The 18,703-nt window shown below is 73.5% G+C and carries 17 protein-coding genes; 7 read left to right on the forward strand and 10 right to left on the reverse strand.

Features of this window, described 5'->3' with window-relative positions:
• Nucleotides 1–36: 36 nt before the first annotated feature.
• Together AB0P03_RS22540 and AB0P03_RS22545 are read right to left on the reverse strand one after the other, a co-directional pair.
• Nucleotides 37–612 (reverse strand): aminodeoxychorismate/anthranilate synthase component II, encoded by a 576-nt coding sequence (locus AB0P03_RS22540; RefSeq protein ID WP_063349726.1) that lies wholly within the window; start codon nucleotides 610–612, stop codon nucleotides 37–39.
• The gene (locus tag AB0P03_RS22545) at nucleotides 609–2,108 is read right to left on the reverse strand and encodes an anthranilate synthase component I family protein (protein ID WP_363585088.1); all 1,500 of its coding nucleotides are present in this window, start codon (nucleotides 2,106–2,108) and stop codon (nucleotides 609–611) included. The genes AB0P03_RS22540 and AB0P03_RS22545 overlap by 4 nt, the downstream gene beginning before the upstream one ends.
• Nucleotides 2,109–2,303: 195 nt before the next feature.
• Between AB0P03_RS22545 and AB0P03_RS22550 the strand changes: the two genes are divergently transcribed.
• Together AB0P03_RS22550 and AB0P03_RS22555 are read left to right on the forward strand one after the other, a co-directional pair.
• The gene (locus tag AB0P03_RS22550; RefSeq protein WP_063351485.1) at nucleotides 2,304–3,647 is read left to right on the forward strand and encodes a class II 3-deoxy-7-phosphoheptulonate synthase; all 1,344 of its coding nucleotides are present in this window, start codon (nucleotides 2,304–2,306) and stop codon (nucleotides 3,645–3,647) included.
• Between the two features lie 271 nt (nucleotides 3,648–3,918).
• Nucleotides 3,919–6,987 carry a BTAD domain-containing putative transcriptional regulator gene (locus AB0P03_RS22555; protein ID WP_363630443.1) on the forward strand — a complete coding sequence of 1,023 codons (3,069 nt, stop codon included), beginning with the start codon at nucleotides 3,919–3,921 and terminating at the stop codon, nucleotides 6,985–6,987.
• Here AB0P03_RS22555 and AB0P03_RS22560 read toward each other — a convergent pair.
• Entirely contained in the window at nucleotides 6,984–7,322 is a 339-nt protein-coding gene (locus tag AB0P03_RS22560; RefSeq protein ID WP_363585084.1) for a hydroxyisourate hydrolase, read from the reverse strand. The genes AB0P03_RS22555 and AB0P03_RS22560 overlap by 4 nt on opposite strands.
• 301 nt (nucleotides 7,323–7,623) lie before the next feature.
• Here AB0P03_RS22560 and AB0P03_RS22565 point away from each other — a divergent pair, with 301 nt between their 5' ends.
• The 5 genes from AB0P03_RS22565 to AB0P03_RS22585 all read left to right on the forward strand — a co-directional run bounded on the left by AB0P03_RS22565 (nucleotide 7,624) and on the right by AB0P03_RS22585 (nucleotide 12,989).
• Nucleotides 7,624–8,817, forward strand: a complete 1,194-nt coding sequence (locus tag AB0P03_RS22565; RefSeq protein ID WP_363585082.1) for a pyruvate carboxyltransferase — start codon at nucleotides 7,624–7,626, stop codon at nucleotides 8,815–8,817.
• Nucleotides 8,817–10,217, forward strand: coding sequence for a 3-isopropylmalate dehydratase large subunit (gene leuC / locus AB0P03_RS22570; protein WP_363630445.1), 1,401 nt, complete (start codon nucleotides 8,817–8,819; stop codon nucleotides 10,215–10,217). Before AB0P03_RS22565 ends, leuC begins: the two co-directional genes overlap by 1 nt.
• A 145-nt stretch (nucleotides 10,218–10,362) precedes the next feature.
• Nucleotides 10,363–11,001 (forward strand): 3-isopropylmalate dehydratase small subunit, encoded by a 639-nt coding sequence (gene leuD, locus AB0P03_RS22575; RefSeq protein WP_363630447.1) that lies wholly within the window; start codon nucleotides 10,363–10,365, stop codon nucleotides 10,999–11,001.
• A 119-nt stretch (nucleotides 11,002–11,120) separates the two neighbouring features.
• Nucleotides 11,121–12,158, forward strand: a complete 1,038-nt coding sequence (locus tag AB0P03_RS22580) for an isocitrate/isopropylmalate family dehydrogenase (protein WP_363630449.1) — start codon at nucleotides 11,121–11,123, stop codon at nucleotides 12,156–12,158.
• 414 nt (nucleotides 12,159–12,572) lie between these two features.
• On the forward strand, nucleotides 12,573–12,989 hold the full coding sequence (locus AB0P03_RS22585; RefSeq protein WP_063349734.1) for a metalloregulator ArsR/SmtB family transcription factor: 417 nt from the start codon (nucleotides 12,573–12,575) through the stop codon (nucleotides 12,987–12,989).
• 8 nt (nucleotides 12,990–12,997) lie between these two features.
• Here AB0P03_RS22585 and AB0P03_RS22590 read toward each other — a convergent pair whose 3' ends face one another.
• The 7 genes from AB0P03_RS22590 to AB0P03_RS22620 form a co-directional block, all read right to left on the reverse strand.
• Nucleotides 12,998–14,434, reverse strand: a complete 1,437-nt coding sequence (locus tag AB0P03_RS22590; RefSeq protein WP_363630451.1) for a nitrate/sulfonate/bicarbonate ABC transporter ATP-binding protein — start codon at nucleotides 14,432–14,434, stop codon at nucleotides 12,998–13,000.
• A 33-nt stretch (nucleotides 14,435–14,467) separates the two neighbouring features.
• Nucleotides 14,468–16,225, reverse strand: a complete 1,758-nt coding sequence (locus tag AB0P03_RS22595; protein ID WP_363630453.1) for an ABC transporter permease subunit — start codon at nucleotides 16,223–16,225, stop codon at nucleotides 14,468–14,470.
• Between the two features lie 289 nt (nucleotides 16,226–16,514).
• Nucleotides 16,515–16,880, reverse strand: coding sequence for a glyoxalase (locus AB0P03_RS22600; protein ID WP_363623397.1), 366 nt, complete (start codon nucleotides 16,878–16,880; stop codon nucleotides 16,515–16,517).
• Complete coding sequence (locus tag AB0P03_RS22605; RefSeq protein ID WP_363589661.1) at nucleotides 16,877–17,338, reverse strand: hypothetical protein; 462 nt, start codon at nucleotides 17,336–17,338, stop codon at nucleotides 16,877–16,879. Before AB0P03_RS22605 ends, AB0P03_RS22600 begins: the two co-directional genes overlap by 4 nt.
• Before the next feature lie 87 nt (nucleotides 17,339–17,425).
• Nucleotides 17,426–17,833: a winged helix-turn-helix domain-containing protein gene (locus AB0P03_RS22610; protein ID WP_363623399.1), complete on the reverse strand. Its 408-nt coding sequence runs from the start codon at nucleotides 17,831–17,833 to the stop codon at nucleotides 17,426–17,428.
• A 77-nt stretch (nucleotides 17,834–17,910) separates the two neighbouring features.
• Entirely contained in the window at nucleotides 17,911–18,177 is a 267-nt protein-coding gene (locus AB0P03_RS22615; protein WP_363630455.1) for a hypothetical protein, read from the reverse strand.
• Between the two features lie 74 nt (nucleotides 18,178–18,251).
• Nucleotides 18,252–18,524 (reverse strand): hypothetical protein, encoded by a 273-nt coding sequence (locus tag AB0P03_RS22620; RefSeq protein WP_363630457.1) that lies wholly within the window; start codon nucleotides 18,522–18,524, stop codon nucleotides 18,252–18,254.
• Nucleotides 18,525–18,703: the final 179 nt, after the last annotated feature.

Below are 18,703 nucleotides of genomic sequence, written 5' to 3' on the forward strand. Positions count from 1 at the left end.
ACCCATTTCCGCTCGTCGGTTCCGATGTGCGTGCGGTCAGCGCCCGGCGCCGACCGCGAGGAAGTTCTCCAGCAGCTGCATGCCACCGGTGGTGGTGATGCTCTCGGGGTGGAACTGCACCGACTCGATGGGCAGGCTGCGGTGCCGCATGCCCATGACGTAGCCGTCGTCGTCGGCGGTCGCGGTGAGTTCCAGGTCCTCGGGCAGCGGCTGGGTGACGATCAGGGAGTGGTACCTGGTCGCGGTGAGGCTGTTGCCGAGGCCGGCGAACAGGCCGCGCCCGTCGTGCGTCACGGTGCTGGTGCGCCCGTGCATCAGCCGGTCGGCGACCTGGACCCGCCCGCCGAACGCCAGGCCGATCGCCTGGTGGCCCAGGCACACGCCGAGCAGCGGGACCTTCCCGGCGAAGTGGTGGACGAGCTCGACGTGGCCGGAGGCCGCCGGGTGCCCGGGGCCGGGGCCGAGCACGACCGCGTCGGGCGCGGTCGCGGCCAGCTGCTCGGGGGTGCGGGTGTGCGAGCGGACCACCTCGGTGTCCGCGCCGAGCGCCCGCAGGTACTGGTCGATGATGTGGACGAAGCTGTCCCGCGCGTCCACCAGCAGAACCTTCACGCCGTCAACTCCTCACCCGTCAGCGCCCAGTAGGCGGCGCCCAGCTTCGCCAACGTCTCGTTCCACTCGCCCTCGGGGGTCGAGTCGGCGACGATCCCCGCGGAACTCTGCACGGAGTACACCGCGCCGTCGTGCGCGATCGTGCGGATGCACAGCGCCAGTTCGCTCCAGCCGCCGACGTCGATCAGGCCGACGGCACCGGCGTAGGCTCCGCGCGGCTCCCGCTCGATCTCGTGGATGATCTCCATGGCGCGCAGCTTCGGCGCGCCGGTCATGGTGCCGGCCGGGAAGGTCGCGCACAGCGACCGCCACACGTCGGCGTCCTCCTCCAACTCGGCGCTGACCGTGGACACCAGGTGGAAGACGTGCGAGAAGGTCTCCACCACCATCAGGTCGTCGGCCGTCAGGGTGTGCGGCTTGCAGACCCGGCTGATGTCGTTGCGGGAGAGGTCGACCAGCATGACGTGCTCGGCCTGCTCCTTGGTGCTCGCCAGCAGGGCCTTGATCCGCCGCTCGTTCTCCTCCTCGTCCTGGTCGCGACGGGTGGTGCCGGCGATCGGGCGCATCACGATCCGGCCGTCCTCGATCCGGAACAGCAGCTCGGGGCTGGCGCCGATCAGCGTGCCCTCGCCGTTCGGGAGCAGGTACATGTGCGGGGAGGGGTTGCGCGAGCGCAGCCGCCGGTAGACCTCGACCGGCGTCAGCGCGGTGCGGACGTCGATCCGGTGGCCGACCTGGATCTGGTAGATGTCGCCGACCCCGATGTGCTCCAGGCAGCGCCGGACCCAGCCGTGGAAGGTGTCGCGGTCCACGCTGTCGTGCACGGACTGCGGGCGGACGGCCGGCGGGCACGCGGCCTGCGGCTCCTGCCCGGCCGCTTCCCGGGCCGCGCCCGCGAGGTCGTGGCGGCCGTGCTCGCCGAAGGCCGGGCTGTCGGCGGTCCGCAGGACCGGCGCGCCGTCGGTGCCGTAGTGCACGCTGTCGCGGAACAGCGTCAGCACGGCGTCCGGGCGGGCCGGCGGCAGCGCCCGGGCGGGCAGGTCCTCCATGTGCCAGGCCGCGTCGTAGCCGAACCGGGCCAGGAAGCCGAAGTGGAAGCGGTCGCCGGGCAGGCCCGGCTCCAGGCCGAACAGGCCCTGCGCGCGCCGCAGGAACTCCCAGACGCGGGCCGGCTCGGGGGCCTCCAGCCGCGCGGGGGCGTCCGCGGCGGGGGTGAGGCCCGCCGCCTCGGCGGTCGCCCGCAGCACCGGGGCGAGCTCCGCGATCCCGTCGATCTCCAGGTACGAGCCGTACAGCCGGATCTCGGCGAGCGGGCCGCAGCCGAGCACCGCGGGCCCGCCCTGCCGGCCGGACTCGGTCAGGCTCTCCAGCAGGTACACCTGCTCCGCGCCGAGCCGGTCGCCCAGCCGCGTGTACAGCTCCAGCGGGTCGTGCGGCGGCAGCGGCTCGGTGCCGAGCCGGACGGCGAACGGAGGGTGCGATGGCGCGTCTGGCATCGGAATCCTCATCGTGAATGGCCGGCTGGGTACGGCCGGTGAACCAATGGCCTCCAGTCAATCCGTTCGTCCCGGAAGGCGGTCAGACCAGTTCTCCGGTGCGGGAGCAGGCCAATTCGCGGACGCTTGACCTTCTTTCCGCGGCCGGGCTGCAATGAGCGGGCCAGCGATTTCCGTTCCCATCCGAGGGCCGTGATGAATCGAATTCCGCAGACCGGAGCACCTGCCGCCTGGCGTTCCCTGCCGGCGGCCCAGCAACCGCAGTGGCCGGACCAGGCGGCGCTGCGCGAGGTGGTCGCCGACCTGTCGGCCGCCCCGCCCCTGGTCCTCGCCGAGGAGTGCGACCGGCTGACCGACCGGATGGCCGCCGTCGCCGCCGGCGAGGCCTTCGTCCTCCAGGGCGGCGACTGCGCCGAGACCTTCGGCGGGCTCACCGCGGACGCGGTCACCGCCAAGCTGCGCACCCTGTTGCAGATGGCGGTGGTCCTGACCTACGCGAGCGGCGTCCCGGTCGTGAAGATCGGCCGGCTGGCCGGGCAGTACGCCAAGCCCCGCTCCCAGCCGGACGAGACCCGCGACGGCCTCAGCCTGCCCTCCTACCGGGGCGACGCGGTCAACGGCCCGGAGTTCACCGAGGCGGCCCGCCGCCCGGACCCGGCGCGGCTGCGGCGGATGTACGAGGCGTCGGCGGTCACCCTCAACCTGGTCCGCGGCTTCGCGGCCGGCGGCAGCGCCTCCCTCTACCAGGCCCACCAGTGGAACCGCGGCTTCCTGGAGGACTCCGCCGAGGCCCGCCGCTACGAGGAACTGGCCGACGGCGTGGACCGCGCACTGCGCTTCCTGCAAGCCTGCGGCTGCGACCCGGCCGGGCTGCTGGAGGCCGAGTTCTTCGCCAGCCACGAGGGACTGCTGCTGGACTACGAGCAGCCCCTCACCCGCACCGACCCGCGCACCGGGGCGCACTACGCCACCAGCGGGCACCTGCTCTGGGTCGGCGAGCGGACCAGGGGCCTGGACGACGCGCACATCGCGTACTTCGCCGGGATCCACAACCCGATCGCCGTCAAGCTCGGCCCCACGACCACCGCGGACGAGGTCCTCGGCTACGTCGACCGCCTCGACCCCGACCGCCGGCCCGGCCGGCTGACCTTCGTGGTGCGGATGGGCGCGGGCCGGGTGCGCGAACTGCTGCCGCCGCTGGTGGAGAAGGTCACGGCGGAGGGCGCCCGGGTCGCCTGGATCTGCGACCCGATGCACGGCAACACCGTCCAGACCGACGACGGCCGCAAGACCCGCCGCTTCGACGACATCCTGGGCGAGGTCGCCGGCTTCTTCGAGGTGCACCGGGAGCTGGGCACGCACGCCGGCGGCATCCACGTCGAACTCACCGGCGACGACGTCACGGAGTGCCTCGGCGGCGGCGACCAGGTCCGCGCCGAGGACCTGCACCAGCGCTACGAGACGGCCTGCGACCCACGGCTGAACCACCGCCAGTCCCTCGACCTCGCCTTCCGGGTCGCGGAGCTGATGAAGGCCTGAGAACCGCCCCGGGCCGCGGTTGGCCGGATCGGTGCGCGCCGATCCGGCCAACCGGCCTTTCCGCGCCGATTCCCCGTCGGTCACCCGGGGGCGCGGACGCCGATCGCAGTCCGTCAGGCGGCGTCTTTTGGGGAGAACTGAATATCGTTGACCCATTGACCGGGCCGTCCTTAGAGTGCCTTGCGATCCTGCGCCTATTCCTCTGGGGGGAGTGGAAACGGTGGGGTACCGACCTGGTTCCGGCATACGCCACGACGGCAGTTCCTCACCCGTGCCCCGGGTCGAGTACCGCATTCTCGGCCCGCTCGAAGCGCTCGTCGACGCCAGGCCGCTGAACCTCGGCGGGATCCGGCAGCAGACGGTGCTCGCCGCGCTGCTCCTCGACGTCAACCGGGTGGTCAGCGTGGACCGCCTGGTCCGCGCCCTCTACGAGGAGGCCCCGCCGGCCACCGCCCGCGCGCAGTTGCAGATCAGCGTCTCCGCCCTGCGCCGGCTGTTCGCCGTGCACGGCCTCTCCGACGTCATCACCACCCACCCGCAGGGCTACATGGTGAAGGCGGCGGACGCCCAGCTCGACCTGCTCCAGGCCCGCGACCTGGTCGGGAAGGCGCGGGCGCTGCGCGACCGGAAGGCGGCGGACCGCGACCGGACGGCGGAGGACCGCGACCGCAAGGCGGAGGCCGCCGCCCTCTTCCGGCAGGCGCTCGGACTGTGGCGCGGCGACCCCCTCGGCGGCCTGCCCAGCGAGGCGCTCCGGTCCGCCGCCGGCCAGCTCACCGAGCAGTGGGTCGGCGCCACCGAGGAGTGCGTCCAGCTCGAACTCGCACTCGGCCGGCACGGCGCGGCCGTCGGCGAACTCATCGGCCTGGTCGACGAGTTCCCGTTACGGGAGCGGCTGCGCGGCCAGCTGATGCTGGCGCTCTACCGCTCCGGGCGCCAGACCGAGGCGCTCCAGGTCTACCGCGACACCCGTCAGTGGATGATCGACGAACTCGGTGTCGAACCCGACCCCCGGCTTCAGCGGCTCGAACTCTCCATCCTCGCCGGCGACCCCCGGCTCGACCTGCCCGACGGCCGTCCGGCCGCCGCCCACGCCACCCCGGCCGCCGAGTCCGCCGCCGCGCCGTCCGTGGCCACCGCCGCCCCCGTCACCGTCCCGGAGATGCTCCCCGCCGACCTCGCCGACTTCACCGGCCGCGAGCACCTGCTCGCCGGCCTGCGCGAACGGCTGCTGCTCTCCTCCCACGACCAGTCCCGGCTCGCCGTCCCGATCGTCTCCGTCGTCGGCAAGGCCGGGGTCGGCAAGACCGCCGTGGCCGTCCACGCGGCCCACCAGATCGCCGCCGAGTTCCCCGGCGGGCAGCTCTTCGCCGACCTGCACGCCGGGGCCCCCGACACCGTCGGCCCGGCCCAGGTGCTGGAGCGCTTCCTGCGCGCCCTCGGCGTCAACGGCACCGCCATCCCCGACGGGCTGGAGGAGCGGGCCGAGATGTACCGGGCCCTGCTCGCCGAGCGCCGGGTGCTGATCGTCCTCGACAACGTCGCCACCGAGAGCCAGATCACCCCGCTGCTGCCGGGCAAGCCCACCTCGGCCGTGATCGTCACCAGCCGGCGGCACATCGGCAGCCTCGCCGGAGCCGTCCGGGTGGACGTCGACACCTTCGACCCCGACCAGTCCGCGGAACTGCTCGGCCGGATCGCCGGCCCCGCGCGGGTGGCGGCCGAACCGGAGGCGGCGAAGGCGCTGGCCGAACTCTGTGACCACCTGCCGCTGGCGCTGCGCATCGCCGGCGCCCGGCTCGCCGCCCGGCCGCACTGGGAGATCACCGAACTGGTGGAGCGGCTGGAGGACGGGACCCGCCGGCTCGACGAGCTCAAGTACGCCGACGTCGGCATCAGGGCCGGCCTCTCGCTCACCTACGAGAGCGTCAGCGAGGACGCCCGCCGGCTGCTGCGGCGGATCGCCCTGATCGACGAGGGGCCGTTCTCCACCTGGGTCGGCATGGCGCTGCTCGACCTGCCCGAGTACCAGGTCCAGGACCTGATCGACGAACTCTCCGACGCCCAGCTGCTGGACGCCGTCGGCACCGCGCCCGGACGCCACACCCAGTACCGGCTGCACAACCTGGTCCGGGTCTTCGCGCGCGAACGCCTCGTCGACGAGGAGAGCGTCGAGGAGCGGGAGTCCGCACTGGCCCGGGTGATCGGCTGCTTCCTCTACCTGCTGATCGAGGCGAGGCAGCGCGAGTACGGCCGCGACGTGCTGATCCGCGGCCGCGGCACCGCCCTGCACCCGCTGCCCGCCCGGACGGTGGACCGGCTGCTGGCCGAGCCGCTGCGGTGGTTCGCCCGGGAGCGGCCCATGCTCGTGCCCCGGGTCAGACAGGCGGCCATGATGGGCCTCACCGCGCACTGCTGGGAACTCGCCGTCACCGCCGTGACGTTCCTGGAGACCCACGGCCGGCTCGACGACTGGCGCGACACCCACGAACTCGCCCTCGCGGCCGCCCGCAAGGGTGGCGACCGGCTCGGCCAGGCCGCCGCACTGCACTCCCTCGGCTCGCTCGCGCTGACCCGGCAGAACTTCGCCGCCGCCGAGGAGCGCTTCCGCCAGGCCGCCGGGATCTTCACCGACCTCGGCGACGACCTCGGCTCCGCCCTCACCGCCCGCGGCCTCGGCTACCTCGCCCGGGTGGACGGCCGGATCGACGAGGCGACCGCCCACTACCAGGCCGCCCTCACCGTCCTGCGGGCGAGCGGCGGCTCCGTCGCCGTCGCCTACGTGCTGCACAACCTGGCCCAGCTCAAACTGGGCGAGGGCGACGAGGAGGGCGCCGGAGAGCTCCTCGACGAGGCGTTGCGGCTGAGCCGGGAGGGCCGCGGCCGGCGGGTCGAGGCCCAGGTGCTGCACCGGATGGGCCAGAGCCACCTGGAACGCGGCGGCTACGACCGGGCCCTGGAGGCCTTCTCCCGCGCCCTCGACGTCGTCCGGCTGATCGGCGATCACACCGGCGAGATCTACGCCCTGCACGGCATCGGGGCGGCCCGCCACCGGCTCGGCGAGAGCGGCGAGGCCGCCCACGCCCTGCACCGCGCCCTGCTCCTCGCGGAGGGCTCCAACGAGCGGCTGATCATGGGCCGGATCCTCGTCACCCTCGGTGAGTTGGCGCTCGGCACCGGGGAGGCCGACCTGGCGGTCCAGCACCTGCGGCGGGCCCGGCTGGTGTTCCGCCTCATGCGGACCCCCGCCGAGGAGGCCCGCACGCTCGACCTGCTGCGCTCCGCCCGGCTGGCCGCCGGCGACCCGGAGCCCCCCGCAGGCCCGGGTCCACCTTCCTAGTCGGCGATGAAGGCCACCGCGTAGTGGTTCAGCGAGAGGGTGAGGCTCACCCGGTGCCCCGACTCGCCGTCGGAGACCCGGAAGGTGGCCGCCACCTCGGGGTGCACGGTGAACAGGCCGAGCCCGCTGAAGTACCGGTCGACGTCGAACACCAGCCGGTAGAGGCCGCGCCCGCCGTCCGTCCCGCCCCACTCCTCGATCCGGCCGCTCGCGTCCGTTCTGCGCTCGACCACCGGCACCCACTCGTTGTCGACCAGCGACTCCAGTCTCGCGTCGAGGCCGACGGCGGTGCGCCCGTGGACGCTGTCCAGCGCTTCGACGATGACCCTCGCCATCAGCCCACCCGCCCCGGGCGCGGTAACCGGGCCGGCGGACGTTCCTCGGACGGGATATCTCGCATGAAAACCACTCCTTGCCTCAGTACACGATGCATTGGGAAAAGGGCGCGTCAAGCCTATTGTCAGGGGTCCCGCTATCGGCCCGCCATCGAATGATTATTTGTTCGAAAAGTCTTGACGGGCAGTGATTCCGGACCAGTAAAGTCACCGCTGCCAGCCACAATCCTCCGCCGCCGCACACCGCGACCTCCCGTCCGGTCGCCCGTCCGGCGGCGTTCCCGAAAGAGGCGGAAAATCCATGTCTCCGAAATCCGTCCCCACCGCACGGCGGCTCCGGGTATTCGACTCGACACTGCGCGACGGCGAACAGGCCCCGGGCAACGCGATGAACCCCGACCAGAAACTGGAGCTGGCCCTCGCCATCGAGGCGACCGGCGTGGACACCATCGAGGCCGGCTTCCCCAGCTCCTCACCGCGTGACTTCGAGGCGACCAGACTGATCGCGGGCGCGCTCACCACCGCCAAGGTGGCGACTCTCAACCGGGCCGTCCGCGCGGACATCGAGCTGGCCGCCGAGGCCGGCGGCGTCGAGCGCCACCAGGTCCAGATCATGGCCACCGGCAGCGACGTCCACCTGGAGCACAAGCGCGGCCTCACCCGGGCCGAGGGCCTGCACGAGATCATCGACAGCATCCGGTTCGCCCGCGAGCTGGGCTTCACCGACATCACGCTCGGCATCGAGGACGCCAGCCGGGGCAGCGACGACCTGCTGCGCCCGATGATCGAGGCCGGCATCGAGGAGGGCGCCGGCACGGTGGCGCTCGCCGACACCACCGGCTGCCTGATCCCGGCCGAGTTCGGCGCCCAGGTGGCGCGGGTCCGCTCCTGGATCCCGGACCACATCATCCTGTCCACCCACTGCCACCAGGACCTCGGACTCTCCCTCGCCAACGCCCTGGCCGGCGTCGAGGCGGGCGCGGACGAGGTGCAGGCCACCATCGCCGGCATCGGCGAGCGCGCGGGCAACACCCCGCTGGAGGAACTGGCGGCGGTACTGCTCTACAAGGGCGAGCAGCTCGGCCTGACCAGCCGGCTGCGCACCGAGAAGTTCTACGAGGCCTACCAGCTGCTGGCCCGGATCATCGGAATGTCGACGCCGCGCAACAAGGCGATATTCGGGGAGAACGCCTTCGCCACCCAGGCCGGAATCCACCAGGCCGGAATGCTGCGCAATCCGGTGACCTACGAATACGTCGAGCCGCACAGCTTCGGCCGGGAGCGCGGAATTCTCATCGGCCGGCACTCCGGGCGCAATGTGGTCCGCAACCTGTTCGACCAGATGGGAATCGGCGCCGAGCGCGACCTGCTCGACGAGATCTACGAGACCTACATCGCGGGCCGCGCCGACGGCACCTGCATCGAACTGGGCGAGCTGCGCGAGATCATCGCCGAGCGCCTGGAGCGCACCAGCGAGATGGCGGTGGCCAGCTGATGGGCGGCACCGAGCGCAACCTGATCGAGAAGGTCTGGCAGAGCCACGTCGTCGACCAGGCACCGGGCGAGCCCGACCTGCTCTACATCGACCTGCACCTGCTCCACGAGGCGAGTTCCCCGCAGGCCTTCGACGGCCTCCAGCTGGCCGGCCGCCGGGTCCGCCGGCCCGACCTCGCGCTCGCCCTCGAGGACCACAACGTGCCCACCAACACGCTGCTGGTCAAGGACGCGATGGGCAGCGCCCAGCTGGAGCGCCTGCGCGAGAACTGCGAGGAGCAGGGGATCGAGCTGTTCTCGCTCGGCGACGACCGGCAGGGCATCGTGCACGTGGTGGCGCCCGAACTGGGCTTCGTGCGCCCCGGCATGACCGTGGTGTGCGGTGACAGCCACACCTCCACGCACGGCGCCTTCGGGGCGCTCGCCTTCGGCGTCGGCACCAGCGACGTCGAGCACGTGCTCGCCACCCAGACGCTGGCGCTCCAGCGCCCCCGGACGATGTCCGTCGAGTTCGTCGGCGAGCCGCCGGCCGACGTCACGCCGAAGGACCTGATCCTCGCGCTGATCGCGCACATCGGCGCCAACGGCGCCAACGGCTACGCGATCGAGTACCGCGGCAAGGCCGTCGAGGACCTCTCCATGGAGGGGCGGATGACGGTCTGCAACATGAGCATCGAGGCGGGCGCCCGCGCCGGCCTGATCGCCCCCGACGACACCACGCTCGCCTACCTGCGCGAGCGCTGGGACCCGGCCGCCGAGGCCGACTGGGACGAGGCCGTCCGCTACTGGCAGTCCCTGCGCACCGACGAGGGCGCCGCCTTCGACCGCGTGGTCGAACTGGACGTCACCGGGCTCAAGCCCTTCGTCACCTGGGGCACCAACCCCGGCCAGGCCGTCCCGCTGGACGCCGCGGTGCCGGCGCCCGAGACCTTCGCGACCCCCGCCGAGCAGCAGGCCGCGCGCCGCGCCCTGGAGTACATGGGCCTCGAACCGGACGTCGCCCTGCGGGACGTCGAGATCAACACCGTCTTCCTCGGCTCCTGCACCAACGGCCGGATCGAGGACCTGCGGGCCGCGGCCGACGTGCTGCGCGGCCGCAAGGTCTCCGACCGGATCACCATGCTCGTCGTCCCCGGCTCGATGGCCGTCCGGGCCCAGGCCGAGGAGGAGGGCCTGGACCAGGTCTTCCTCGACGCGGGCGCGCAGTGGCGGCTCTCCGGCTGCTCGATGTGCATGGGCATCAACGCCGACCGCCTCCAGGGCATCCAGCGGGTCGCGTCCACCTCCAACCGCAACTACGAGGGCCGGCAGGGCACCCACGCCCGCACCCACCTGGTCTCGCCCGTCGTCGCCGCCGCCACCGCCGTGGTCGGCCGCCTGGCCGCGCCGACCGAGCTGTGACCGCGCCCGCCGGGCACACCCGCCCGACCCGCCCGACCCGTTCCACCCGCCCGACCCGTTCCACCCGCCCGACCCGTTCCACCCGACCGGCCTGTTCGACCCGTTCGACCGACCGCAGCCAGACCGACCAGCAGGGGGCAGAGGCATGAGGGAGCCGCTCACGGCGCACACCGGACAGGCCGTGGCCCTGTCCCGGGACGACGTCGACACCGACCAGATCATCCCGGCCGAGTTCTGCAAGCGGCTGACCAAGACCGGCTACGCCGACACCCTGTTCGGGCACTGGCGCAAGGAGCCCGGGTTCGTCCTGAACCAGCCGCAGCACCAGGACGCGAGCGTCCTGGTGGCGGGCCACAACTTCGGCACCGGCAGCTCCCGCGAGCACGCCGTGTGGGCCCTGCGCGACTGGGGTTTCCGGGCCGTCATCGCCACCAGCTTCGGCGACATCTTCCTGCGCAACGCGCTGAAGAACGGTCTGCTGGCCGTCGCCCTGCCGGTGCCCGTCGTCGCCGACCTCGCCGAACGCGCCCAGGCCGACCCGAAGTTCGAGATCACCGTCGACCTGGAGCAGCTGACCGTCGGCACCGACCTCGGGACCTGGGAGTTCGAGGCCGACCAACGCGCCCGCTGGCTGCTGCTCAACGGCCTCGACGACATCGACGTCACCCTGCGCAAGGCCGACGCGATCGCCGCCTTCGAGCAGGGCCGCCCGGCCTGGATGACCAGCATCACCCGCGGCGCCTTCTCCTCCCCGGACACCGCGAAGCAGCGCCGGGCCTCCTGACGACCGCACCCCCCGGCGCAGCTCCCAGGGCCGCGCGGCGGTGACCCTGCCCGACGCCCCCGGCCCGGCCGACCCGACCCACACCCGGCCGGCCCCACCCCAGAAACGGTGAGAGACCCATGACCAAGACAGTGACCGTCATCCCCGGTGACGGCATCGGCCCCGAGGTGACCAAGGAGGCCCTGGAGACCATCGAGTCGCTGGGCCTGGACCTCGCGGTCGACGTGCTCGACCACGTCAACGCCGACACCTACCTGCGGACCGGGGTCTCCCTGTCCGACGAGGACTTCGAGCGGATCAAGGCGAGCGACTCGGTGCTCTTCGGCGCCATCGGCGACCCCCGCGTGAAGACCTCGGACTACGGCCGCGGCGTCCTGCTGCGCCTGCGCTTCGACCTCGACCTGTACGTCAACCACCGCCCGGCCACCCTGCTCCAGGAACGGCTGAGCCCGCTGCGCGACGCCCGGACCCGCGCCATCGACGCCGTGATCGTCCGGGAGAACACCGAGGGCCTCTACACCGACATCGGCGGTGTGCTGCGCGGGAACACCGTGCACGAGATGGCCGTCGACGCGGACGTCAGCACCTACATGGGCGTCTCGCGGGTGATGGAGTACGCGTACTCGATCGCCGAGCGCGGCGTCTGCATGGTCGACAAGTCCAACGCCGTCCGGCACGGCGGCCAGGTGTGGCAGCGGGTGTTCCGCGAGGCCGCCGCGAAGTACCCCGCCATCAGCTCCACCCACCTCTACGTCGACGCCGCCGCGATGAAGCTGATCTCCGACCCGTCGCAGTTCGACGTGATCGTCACCAACAACTCGTACGGCGACATCCTCAGCGACCTGGCGGCCATGCTGGCCGGCGGCCTGGGCAACGCGGCCTCGGCCAACATCAACCCGGACACCGGGTTCGGCCTCTACGAGCCGGTGCACGGCAGCGCGCCCGACATCGCCGGCCAGGGCATCGGCAACCCCTTCGGCGCCATCCTCAGCTCCGCGCTGATGCTGGAGCGCCTGGGCTGGGCCGCCGAGGCGAAGGCGATCCAGCTGGCCGTCGGCACGGCCGTGGCCGAGGGCGCCTGCACGCCGGACCTCGGCGGCTCCCTCACCACCGAGCAGGTCGGCGCCGCGGTCAGGGCGGCCCTCGCGGCGGCCTGACGGCATGACCCGCCCCCACCCCCCACCCCCCAACCGCCGCCGTGGTCGCCCCACCGACCACGGCGGCCGGGTCCGTCCTCCCCGACACCGCCCGGCGGGCGGGCGTCCGAAGGCGGACCCAGGCCGCTCAGCCCCAGGGATTGTGCTCGTGCGATTCGCTGACCGCGGTACGGAACGTGGTGTGCTCGATCATCTCGTACGGACTCCAACTCCTGGACGGCGCGGCCGGTCGGCAGCGGTTGAAAGGATGGCTGAAGCCTGGCAGCTCCGGCCATCGGCCCGCTATCGACGCCCGCTGGGCACGCCTGCTGTCGACGCCCGCCGGGTACGCCCGCTGTCGACGCCCGCGCCCGGCCGGACGGCACCGGGCTCGGCGCCGCCGGGGCGGCGGGGCCGGCTCGGTAGGATCCTGGCATGGGTGCGCAGGAAGAGGCGTGGGACACGGACGCGGCGGAGCGGGCGGTCGCGGTGCTGAAGGCGGTCGCCGACCCCTCCCGGTACCGGCTGCTCTGGGCGCTGACCCGGCGGGAGCTGCCGGTCAGCGAACTGGCGGAGCTGCTGGGCGCGCACGTGGCGGCGACCTCGCAGCACCTGGCCAGGCTGCGGGCGGCCGGGCTGGTCGTCTCGCGCCGGGAGGGCACCCGGATCTTCTACCGGGCCGCCGAGGTGCGCGGCCTGCTGACGGAGGCGGCGCTGATCGCCAACGACCTGCCCGGGCGCGGTGACGGCGGTGACGGCGGCGGTACCGGCCCGGCCGCCGCGACGGCCGAGCAGCCGTTCGCCCGCGCCGTCCGCTCCGCTCGCCGCCGCCCGGCCACCGGCCAGGCCTGAGGCCCGTCCTAGGGCGTCTCCTCGTCGAGCCGGTACTCCCGCAGGGCGGCGTCGTAGCCGAACAGCCCGGCGTAGCGGCCCCAGTCGGTGGCGGTCTCCAGCTGCCGGTCGACCTGTTCGCTGGTGTAGTGGTGGGCGAGCAGGTCGCGGAAGAAGCCGGCGTGCACGGCGGTGCCGGGGCGGCCGCGCAGGCCGTTGGTGATCAGCCGGACCAGCGGGACGTCCACCGCGGCTCCGGCGAAGATGGTCCGGGACTCCTGGACGTCGGCTCCGGCGAAGGCGGTGCCGGCCTCGGTGAGCAGCAGGTCGTCGCCGTGGATCTCGGCGAAGCCGAGCAGGTCGAGGGCGTCGAGCTGGGGGAGCATGTCGTCGATGTCGAGGCCGAGTTCGTCGGCGAGGTCGGCGAGGTCGCAGCAGCCGCCGCGGTGGGCGATCATCGCGGCGAGGCCGGCGAGGCCGTCCACGCTGGCGGTGGGCAGCGGGGTGTTGGCGACGGTGCGCCGGTCGGGCCGGGCGCCGTCGGCGCGGCCGGGCAGGCGGGTCTCCTTGGGGCGTCCGGTCATGATCCGGTAGACCCGGTCGACGAGTTCGTCGAAGGCGGCGGCGTCGCGGTCGCGGGGCCGGTCGAGGTCGACCTCGACGGTCTCCCGGATGGTGCCGTACGGGCGGGAGCCGAGGACGACGATGCGGTCGGCCATCAGGACCGCCTCCTCGATGTTGTGGGTGACCAGCACGACGGCGCGGGTGGGGAACTGGCCGGACTCCCACAGTTCCAGCAGTTCGCCGCGCAGGTTCTCGGCGGTGAGGACGTCCAGCGCCGAGAAGGGCTCGTCCATCATCAGCACGTCCGGTTCGACGACCAGGGCGCGGGCGAAGCCGACGCGCTGGCGCATGCCGCCGGAGAGCTCCTTGGGGTAGGCGGACTCGAAGCCGGCCAGGCCGATCAGGTCGATGGCCTGGACGGCGGCCTCGGCGCGCTCCCGGGGCGGCACGCCGCGGGCCTCCAGGCCGAGTTCGACGTTCTGCCGGACGGTCAGCCAGGGCAGCAGCGCGAAGGTCTGGAACACCAGGGCGCTGCCCGGGTTGGCGCCGGTGAGCGGGGTGCCGCGGTAGGCGACGGTGCCGGAGCTGGGCGGGATCAGTCCGGACAGGCAGCGCAGCAGGGTGGACTTGCCGGAGCCGGAGCGGCCGAGCAGGGCGACGATCTCGCCGGCCCGGACGGTGAGGTCGATGCCGGACAGCACGGGCAGCGCGCCGTCGGCGCCGGCGTAGGCCTTGGTGAGGCCGACGGTCTCCAGCAGGATCTCGCCGTCGGCGGGGGAGCCGGGGGAGCCGGGGGAGCCGGGGGAGCCGGAGGAGTCGGAGGAGTCGGGGGAGTCTGCGGGGGAGAACACAGCGGCGGCGGGCGGCGCGGTGCGGGCGGCGCGCGGGAACGGGAAGCGCATGCGGGGACCTCCGGGGCGGGGAGCGGGCGCGGGTCAGAGCGAGTAGCGGCGCTCGGCCAGGCGGTAGAGGCGGCGCCAGAGCAGCCGGTTGAGGGCGACGACGTACAGGCTCATCACCGCCACCCCGGCGAGCAGGTGCGGGTAGTCGCCGTGCTCGGTGGCCCGCGCGATGTACGCGCCGAGGCCGGTGGCGGTGAGCGTGGTGCCGCCGAAGGTGACGACCTCGGAGACGATGGAGGCGTTCCAGGCGCCGCCGGAGGCGGTGAGTCCGCCGGTGACGTAGGCCGGGAAGATCCCGGGGATGATCAGCCGTCGCCAGCGCTGCCAGCCGCGCACGCCCAGGTCGTCCATGGCCTCGCGCAGGTCGGTGGGGATGGCCATGGCGCCGGCGATGGTGTTGAACAGGATGTACCACTGGGCGCCGAGGGCCATCAGCAGGACGCCGCCGAGGTCGATCGACAGCCCGGTCCGCAGCAGCAGCCAGACGACCAGCGGGAAGAGGAAGTTGGCAGGGAAGCTGGCGAGCACCTGCACCAGCGGCTGGGCGATCCGGGTCAGCCGGGGGGAGAAGCCGATCCGCACGCCGACCGGCACCCAGACCAGGGTGGCGACGGTCACCAGGACGACGACCCGGGCGAGGGTGGCGAGGCCGAGCAGCAGCGGTTCGCCGAACACGCCGAGGCCGGTCGCGCCGTGCAGGTAGCGGCCGAGGTCGATCAGGCCCCAGAGCACGAGGCCGCCGGCGACGGCGGCGAAGGCGGTGTCCCCGGCGCGCCGCCGCCCGGGGTCGACGGCCAGCGGGCGGTCGTCGGTGCCCAGCAGGCGCCCGGCCCGGGAGAGCGCCCGCCACCCCGGGCGCAGCAGCCGGCCGAGCAGCCCGGGCCAGTGGGAGCGGCGCAGCAGGTCCAGCACGACGGAGCGCTGCACCTCGGTGGCCTCGGACTGCTCGTTCTTGAAGCGTTCGGCCCAGGCGGTGAGCGGGCGCCAGAACAGCAGGTTGACGCCGACCACCAGGACGGCCATGGTGGCGATCGCCCAGCCGACCCGGCCGAGGTCGCCGGCGGCGATGGCCGCGCCCGCGTAGGAGCCGACCCCGGGCAGCGCGTAGCGCTGGTTGTCGACGCTGATCGCCTCGGAGGCGACCAGGAAGAACCAGCCGCCGCCGAAGCTCAGCATGCCGTTCCAGACCAGGCCGATCATGCCCGAGGGCAGTTCGACCTTCCAGAACCGCATCCACCGGGTGAAGCGGAACGAGCGTGACAGCTCGTCGAGTTCGGGCGGCAGCGAGACCAGCGAGCAGTAGAAGCCGAAGGTCATGTTCCAGGCCTGGGAGGTGAAGATGGCGAACACCGCCGCGCACTCCAGGCCCAGTACGGAGCCGGGGAACAGGGCGAGGAAGCCGGTCACCGCGACGGTCAGGAAGGCGAGCACCGGTACCGACTGGAGGATGTCCAGGGCCGGGATCAGGACCCGCTCCAGCCGGCGGCTGCGGGCCGCGGCGTAGGCGTAGCCGAAGGTGAAGACCACCGACACGGCGAGCGCGGCGAACATCCGCAGCAGCGAGCGGGCCGCGTCGTACGGCAGCCGGGCCGGGTCGGTGTCGACCGCCGCGTTCCGGCCGGTGGAGAACCGCACGGTGGTGCCCTGCCCGACCCGCAGCGCGAGGTAGAGCAGCACCAGGACGGCGGCCGCGACGAGCGCGTCCACCCAGGTCATCCGGGCCAGGCGGGCGGCCGTCCGGGACGGCAGTGAGCCCCGGGCGGTGCCCGGGGCCGGCTTCGGCAGGGTCATGGGGTGCACCTCCGGCGCGCACCCGGGGCCCCGGGGTCGGGAGAGGTGCGTGCGACGTCAGCGGGATCGGGACGAACGCCGCGTCCCCCCGGGCCGTTGCGTCAGGCGCGCGGTCGGGCGTGGGGGAGGCGGCCGGTACGGCGGCGCGTACTGGGAGGGTCTTCGCCCATGGCCGCCTCCTCCGGTGGTGTCGTCTGGTGTCGTCCCGGCCCGTCCTGCGGGCCCCGGGCAGTCTGCTCCTCGGGTACGTCCGTAGGCAAATGGATCCGGGGTTCCTCCGCGCGCCGGCTCAGGCCGCTTCGACGAACTCCAGCAGGTTGCCGACGGGGTCGGTGGTGTAGAAGCGGCGCCGGGGCGGCAGGCTGTCGTCCCACACCACGAGCGCGCCGAGCTCGGACAGCCGCGAGGCGAAGTCGTCGATCTCGGAGACCGCGATCCCGGGGTGGGCCTTGGTGCTGGGGCGGAAGCGCTCCTCGATGCCGAGGTAGAGCCGGACCCGGCCGCCGTCGGCGGCGAACCAGCAGCCGCCGCCCCCGGTCAGCGGCCGGGGCTTGGGGATCTCGGCCATCTGCAGGACGTCGCCGTAGAAGGCCCGCAGCAGGGCCTCGCTGCCGGGGGGTGCGGAGAGCTGGACGTGGTCGAGGGCCGTGATCACTGCGGCCTCCTCTCGGGAGCGGTGTGGTGCCGGGCCGCGGTGACCAGCAGCCGGGCGGTCGGGGTGGACAGGTCGAGGTGGTGGGCGATCCACTGGGGGTCGTGCCCGTGGGTGGCGAACACCCAGGCGGTGTAGAGCCGGTTCAGGCCGGGGGCGCCGGGCGACAGCAGCAGCGGTCGGACCTGCTCCATCGGGAACCCGTCCAGGGAGCGGGCGCTGAACCACTGGGTGTCGTCCTCGTCGGGGGCGGCGGGTCGGGCGGTGCCGCGCCCGCTGCGGGCGAGCAGCAGGGCGAGGAGCAGCCCGGCCGCCGAGGCGCCGATGAGCACGCCGGAGAGGAAGATCCGCAGCCGCCCCGGGGCGACGCCGACGGCGATCCCCTGGAGGGTGAGGAGGAGCAGGACGCCGCACAGCGCCGTCCCTCTGCTGGTCCAGGGGAACAGGGCGGTTCTGGTCACGACGGTGTCCTCCTTCGGTGGGGTGGCGGCCGGTGGGGTGCCGCCGGGGCGGGCGATCGGGCCTCGGGCGGCGCGGCCGGACGGCGGTCAGGCGACGCGGGTCAGGCGCGGGTCGTACTTGTAGCCGATCTGGCGGACGGTGGCGATCGCCTCCCGGTGGCCGGGGCCGAGCTTGCGGCGGATCCGGGCGATGTGGGTGGCGATGGTGCGGGTGTCGCCGGTGTCCGGCCGGCCCCAGACCGTCTCCATCAGCTGGCGGCGGGAGTGGACCCGCAGCGGGTTGTCGACCAGGTGCGCGAGCAGCTCGAACTCCAGGTAGGGGAGGGTCAGTTGCTGCCCGTCGACGGTGACGGTGCGCTGTTCGGGGTCCACCACCAGGCCGGTGTCCGGGTCGACGGCGGGCCGGGGGGCCGGGGCGGGGCGCGGACGCCGGGGCGGGGCGGCGGCGGTGTGGTCCGAGAAGATGGCTTCGAGCCTGGGGTAGCGCACGGCCATGGCGGATGCTCCTTCGGCGGGTCGGTGCGGAGTCGGTGCGGAGTCGGTGCGGATCTGTACGAATCGGGACGGGCCGGTCAGCGGGCGGGGTGCCAGGGGTGCCAGGAGGCTTCCAGTCGGGCGGTGCCGTCCGGGGCCGTGACGGTCCGCCAGCTGGCCCGCAGCCGGGCGGGGCGGTCGGCGGAGGTGGCGGCCGGTGCCGGGGCCTGGGCCGTGACGGCGTGCAGGACGGGGCTGTCCAGCGGGCTCTCCGCCAGGCGTCGGCCCACGGCGGCGAGCGCGGCGCGCAGGCGGCCGCGGCCGGCGGACGGGAGGGAGGGGTGGAACGCGGCGACGATGGACATGGCAGGTCACCTCCGTGACGGGGCGGCGGGTGGAGGGGGTGCGCGAGGGCGCGGGTGGTGCGGTCGGCGGGGCGTCAGCCGTGCGGCCGGTGGCGGGCGGCGGCGCGGCTGAGGCGGCGCGCGGCGGCCGGCGGGAGGTCCGCGAAGTCGGCGAGCCAGTCCAGGCGGTGGCCCTGGCGGGCCAGCAGGTAGGCCAGGTGCACGCGCGGCTCGTACGCGGAGGCCCGGGTGTTGGGTGTGCCGGAGTGCGGGCAGGCGCCGGGGTCGTCGAGGCGGTAGTCCCTCTCGACGCCGTCGTGCAGGGCGAGGCGGACGCGCGGGCAGTGGTGGTGAAGGGCGGTGCGCATGGCCGTACTTCCTTCCCCGTGCGGGGCGGTCGAGGTTTCCGGGTCGGGGCCGGGGCGGCGGCACTGTCGGGCGCCGCCCCGGCGGCGGCTCAGTGGTTGAGCGCGGTCTGGACGATCTTGATGATGACCATCACCATCGCGACCAGGAGGTAGGCGCGCAGGGCGCCCATGCCGACCTT

It is taken from the genome of Kitasatospora sp. NPDC088779, from assembly GCF_040685395.1.
GTDB lineage: Bacteria > Actinomycetota > Actinomycetes > Streptomycetales > Streptomycetaceae > Kitasatospora.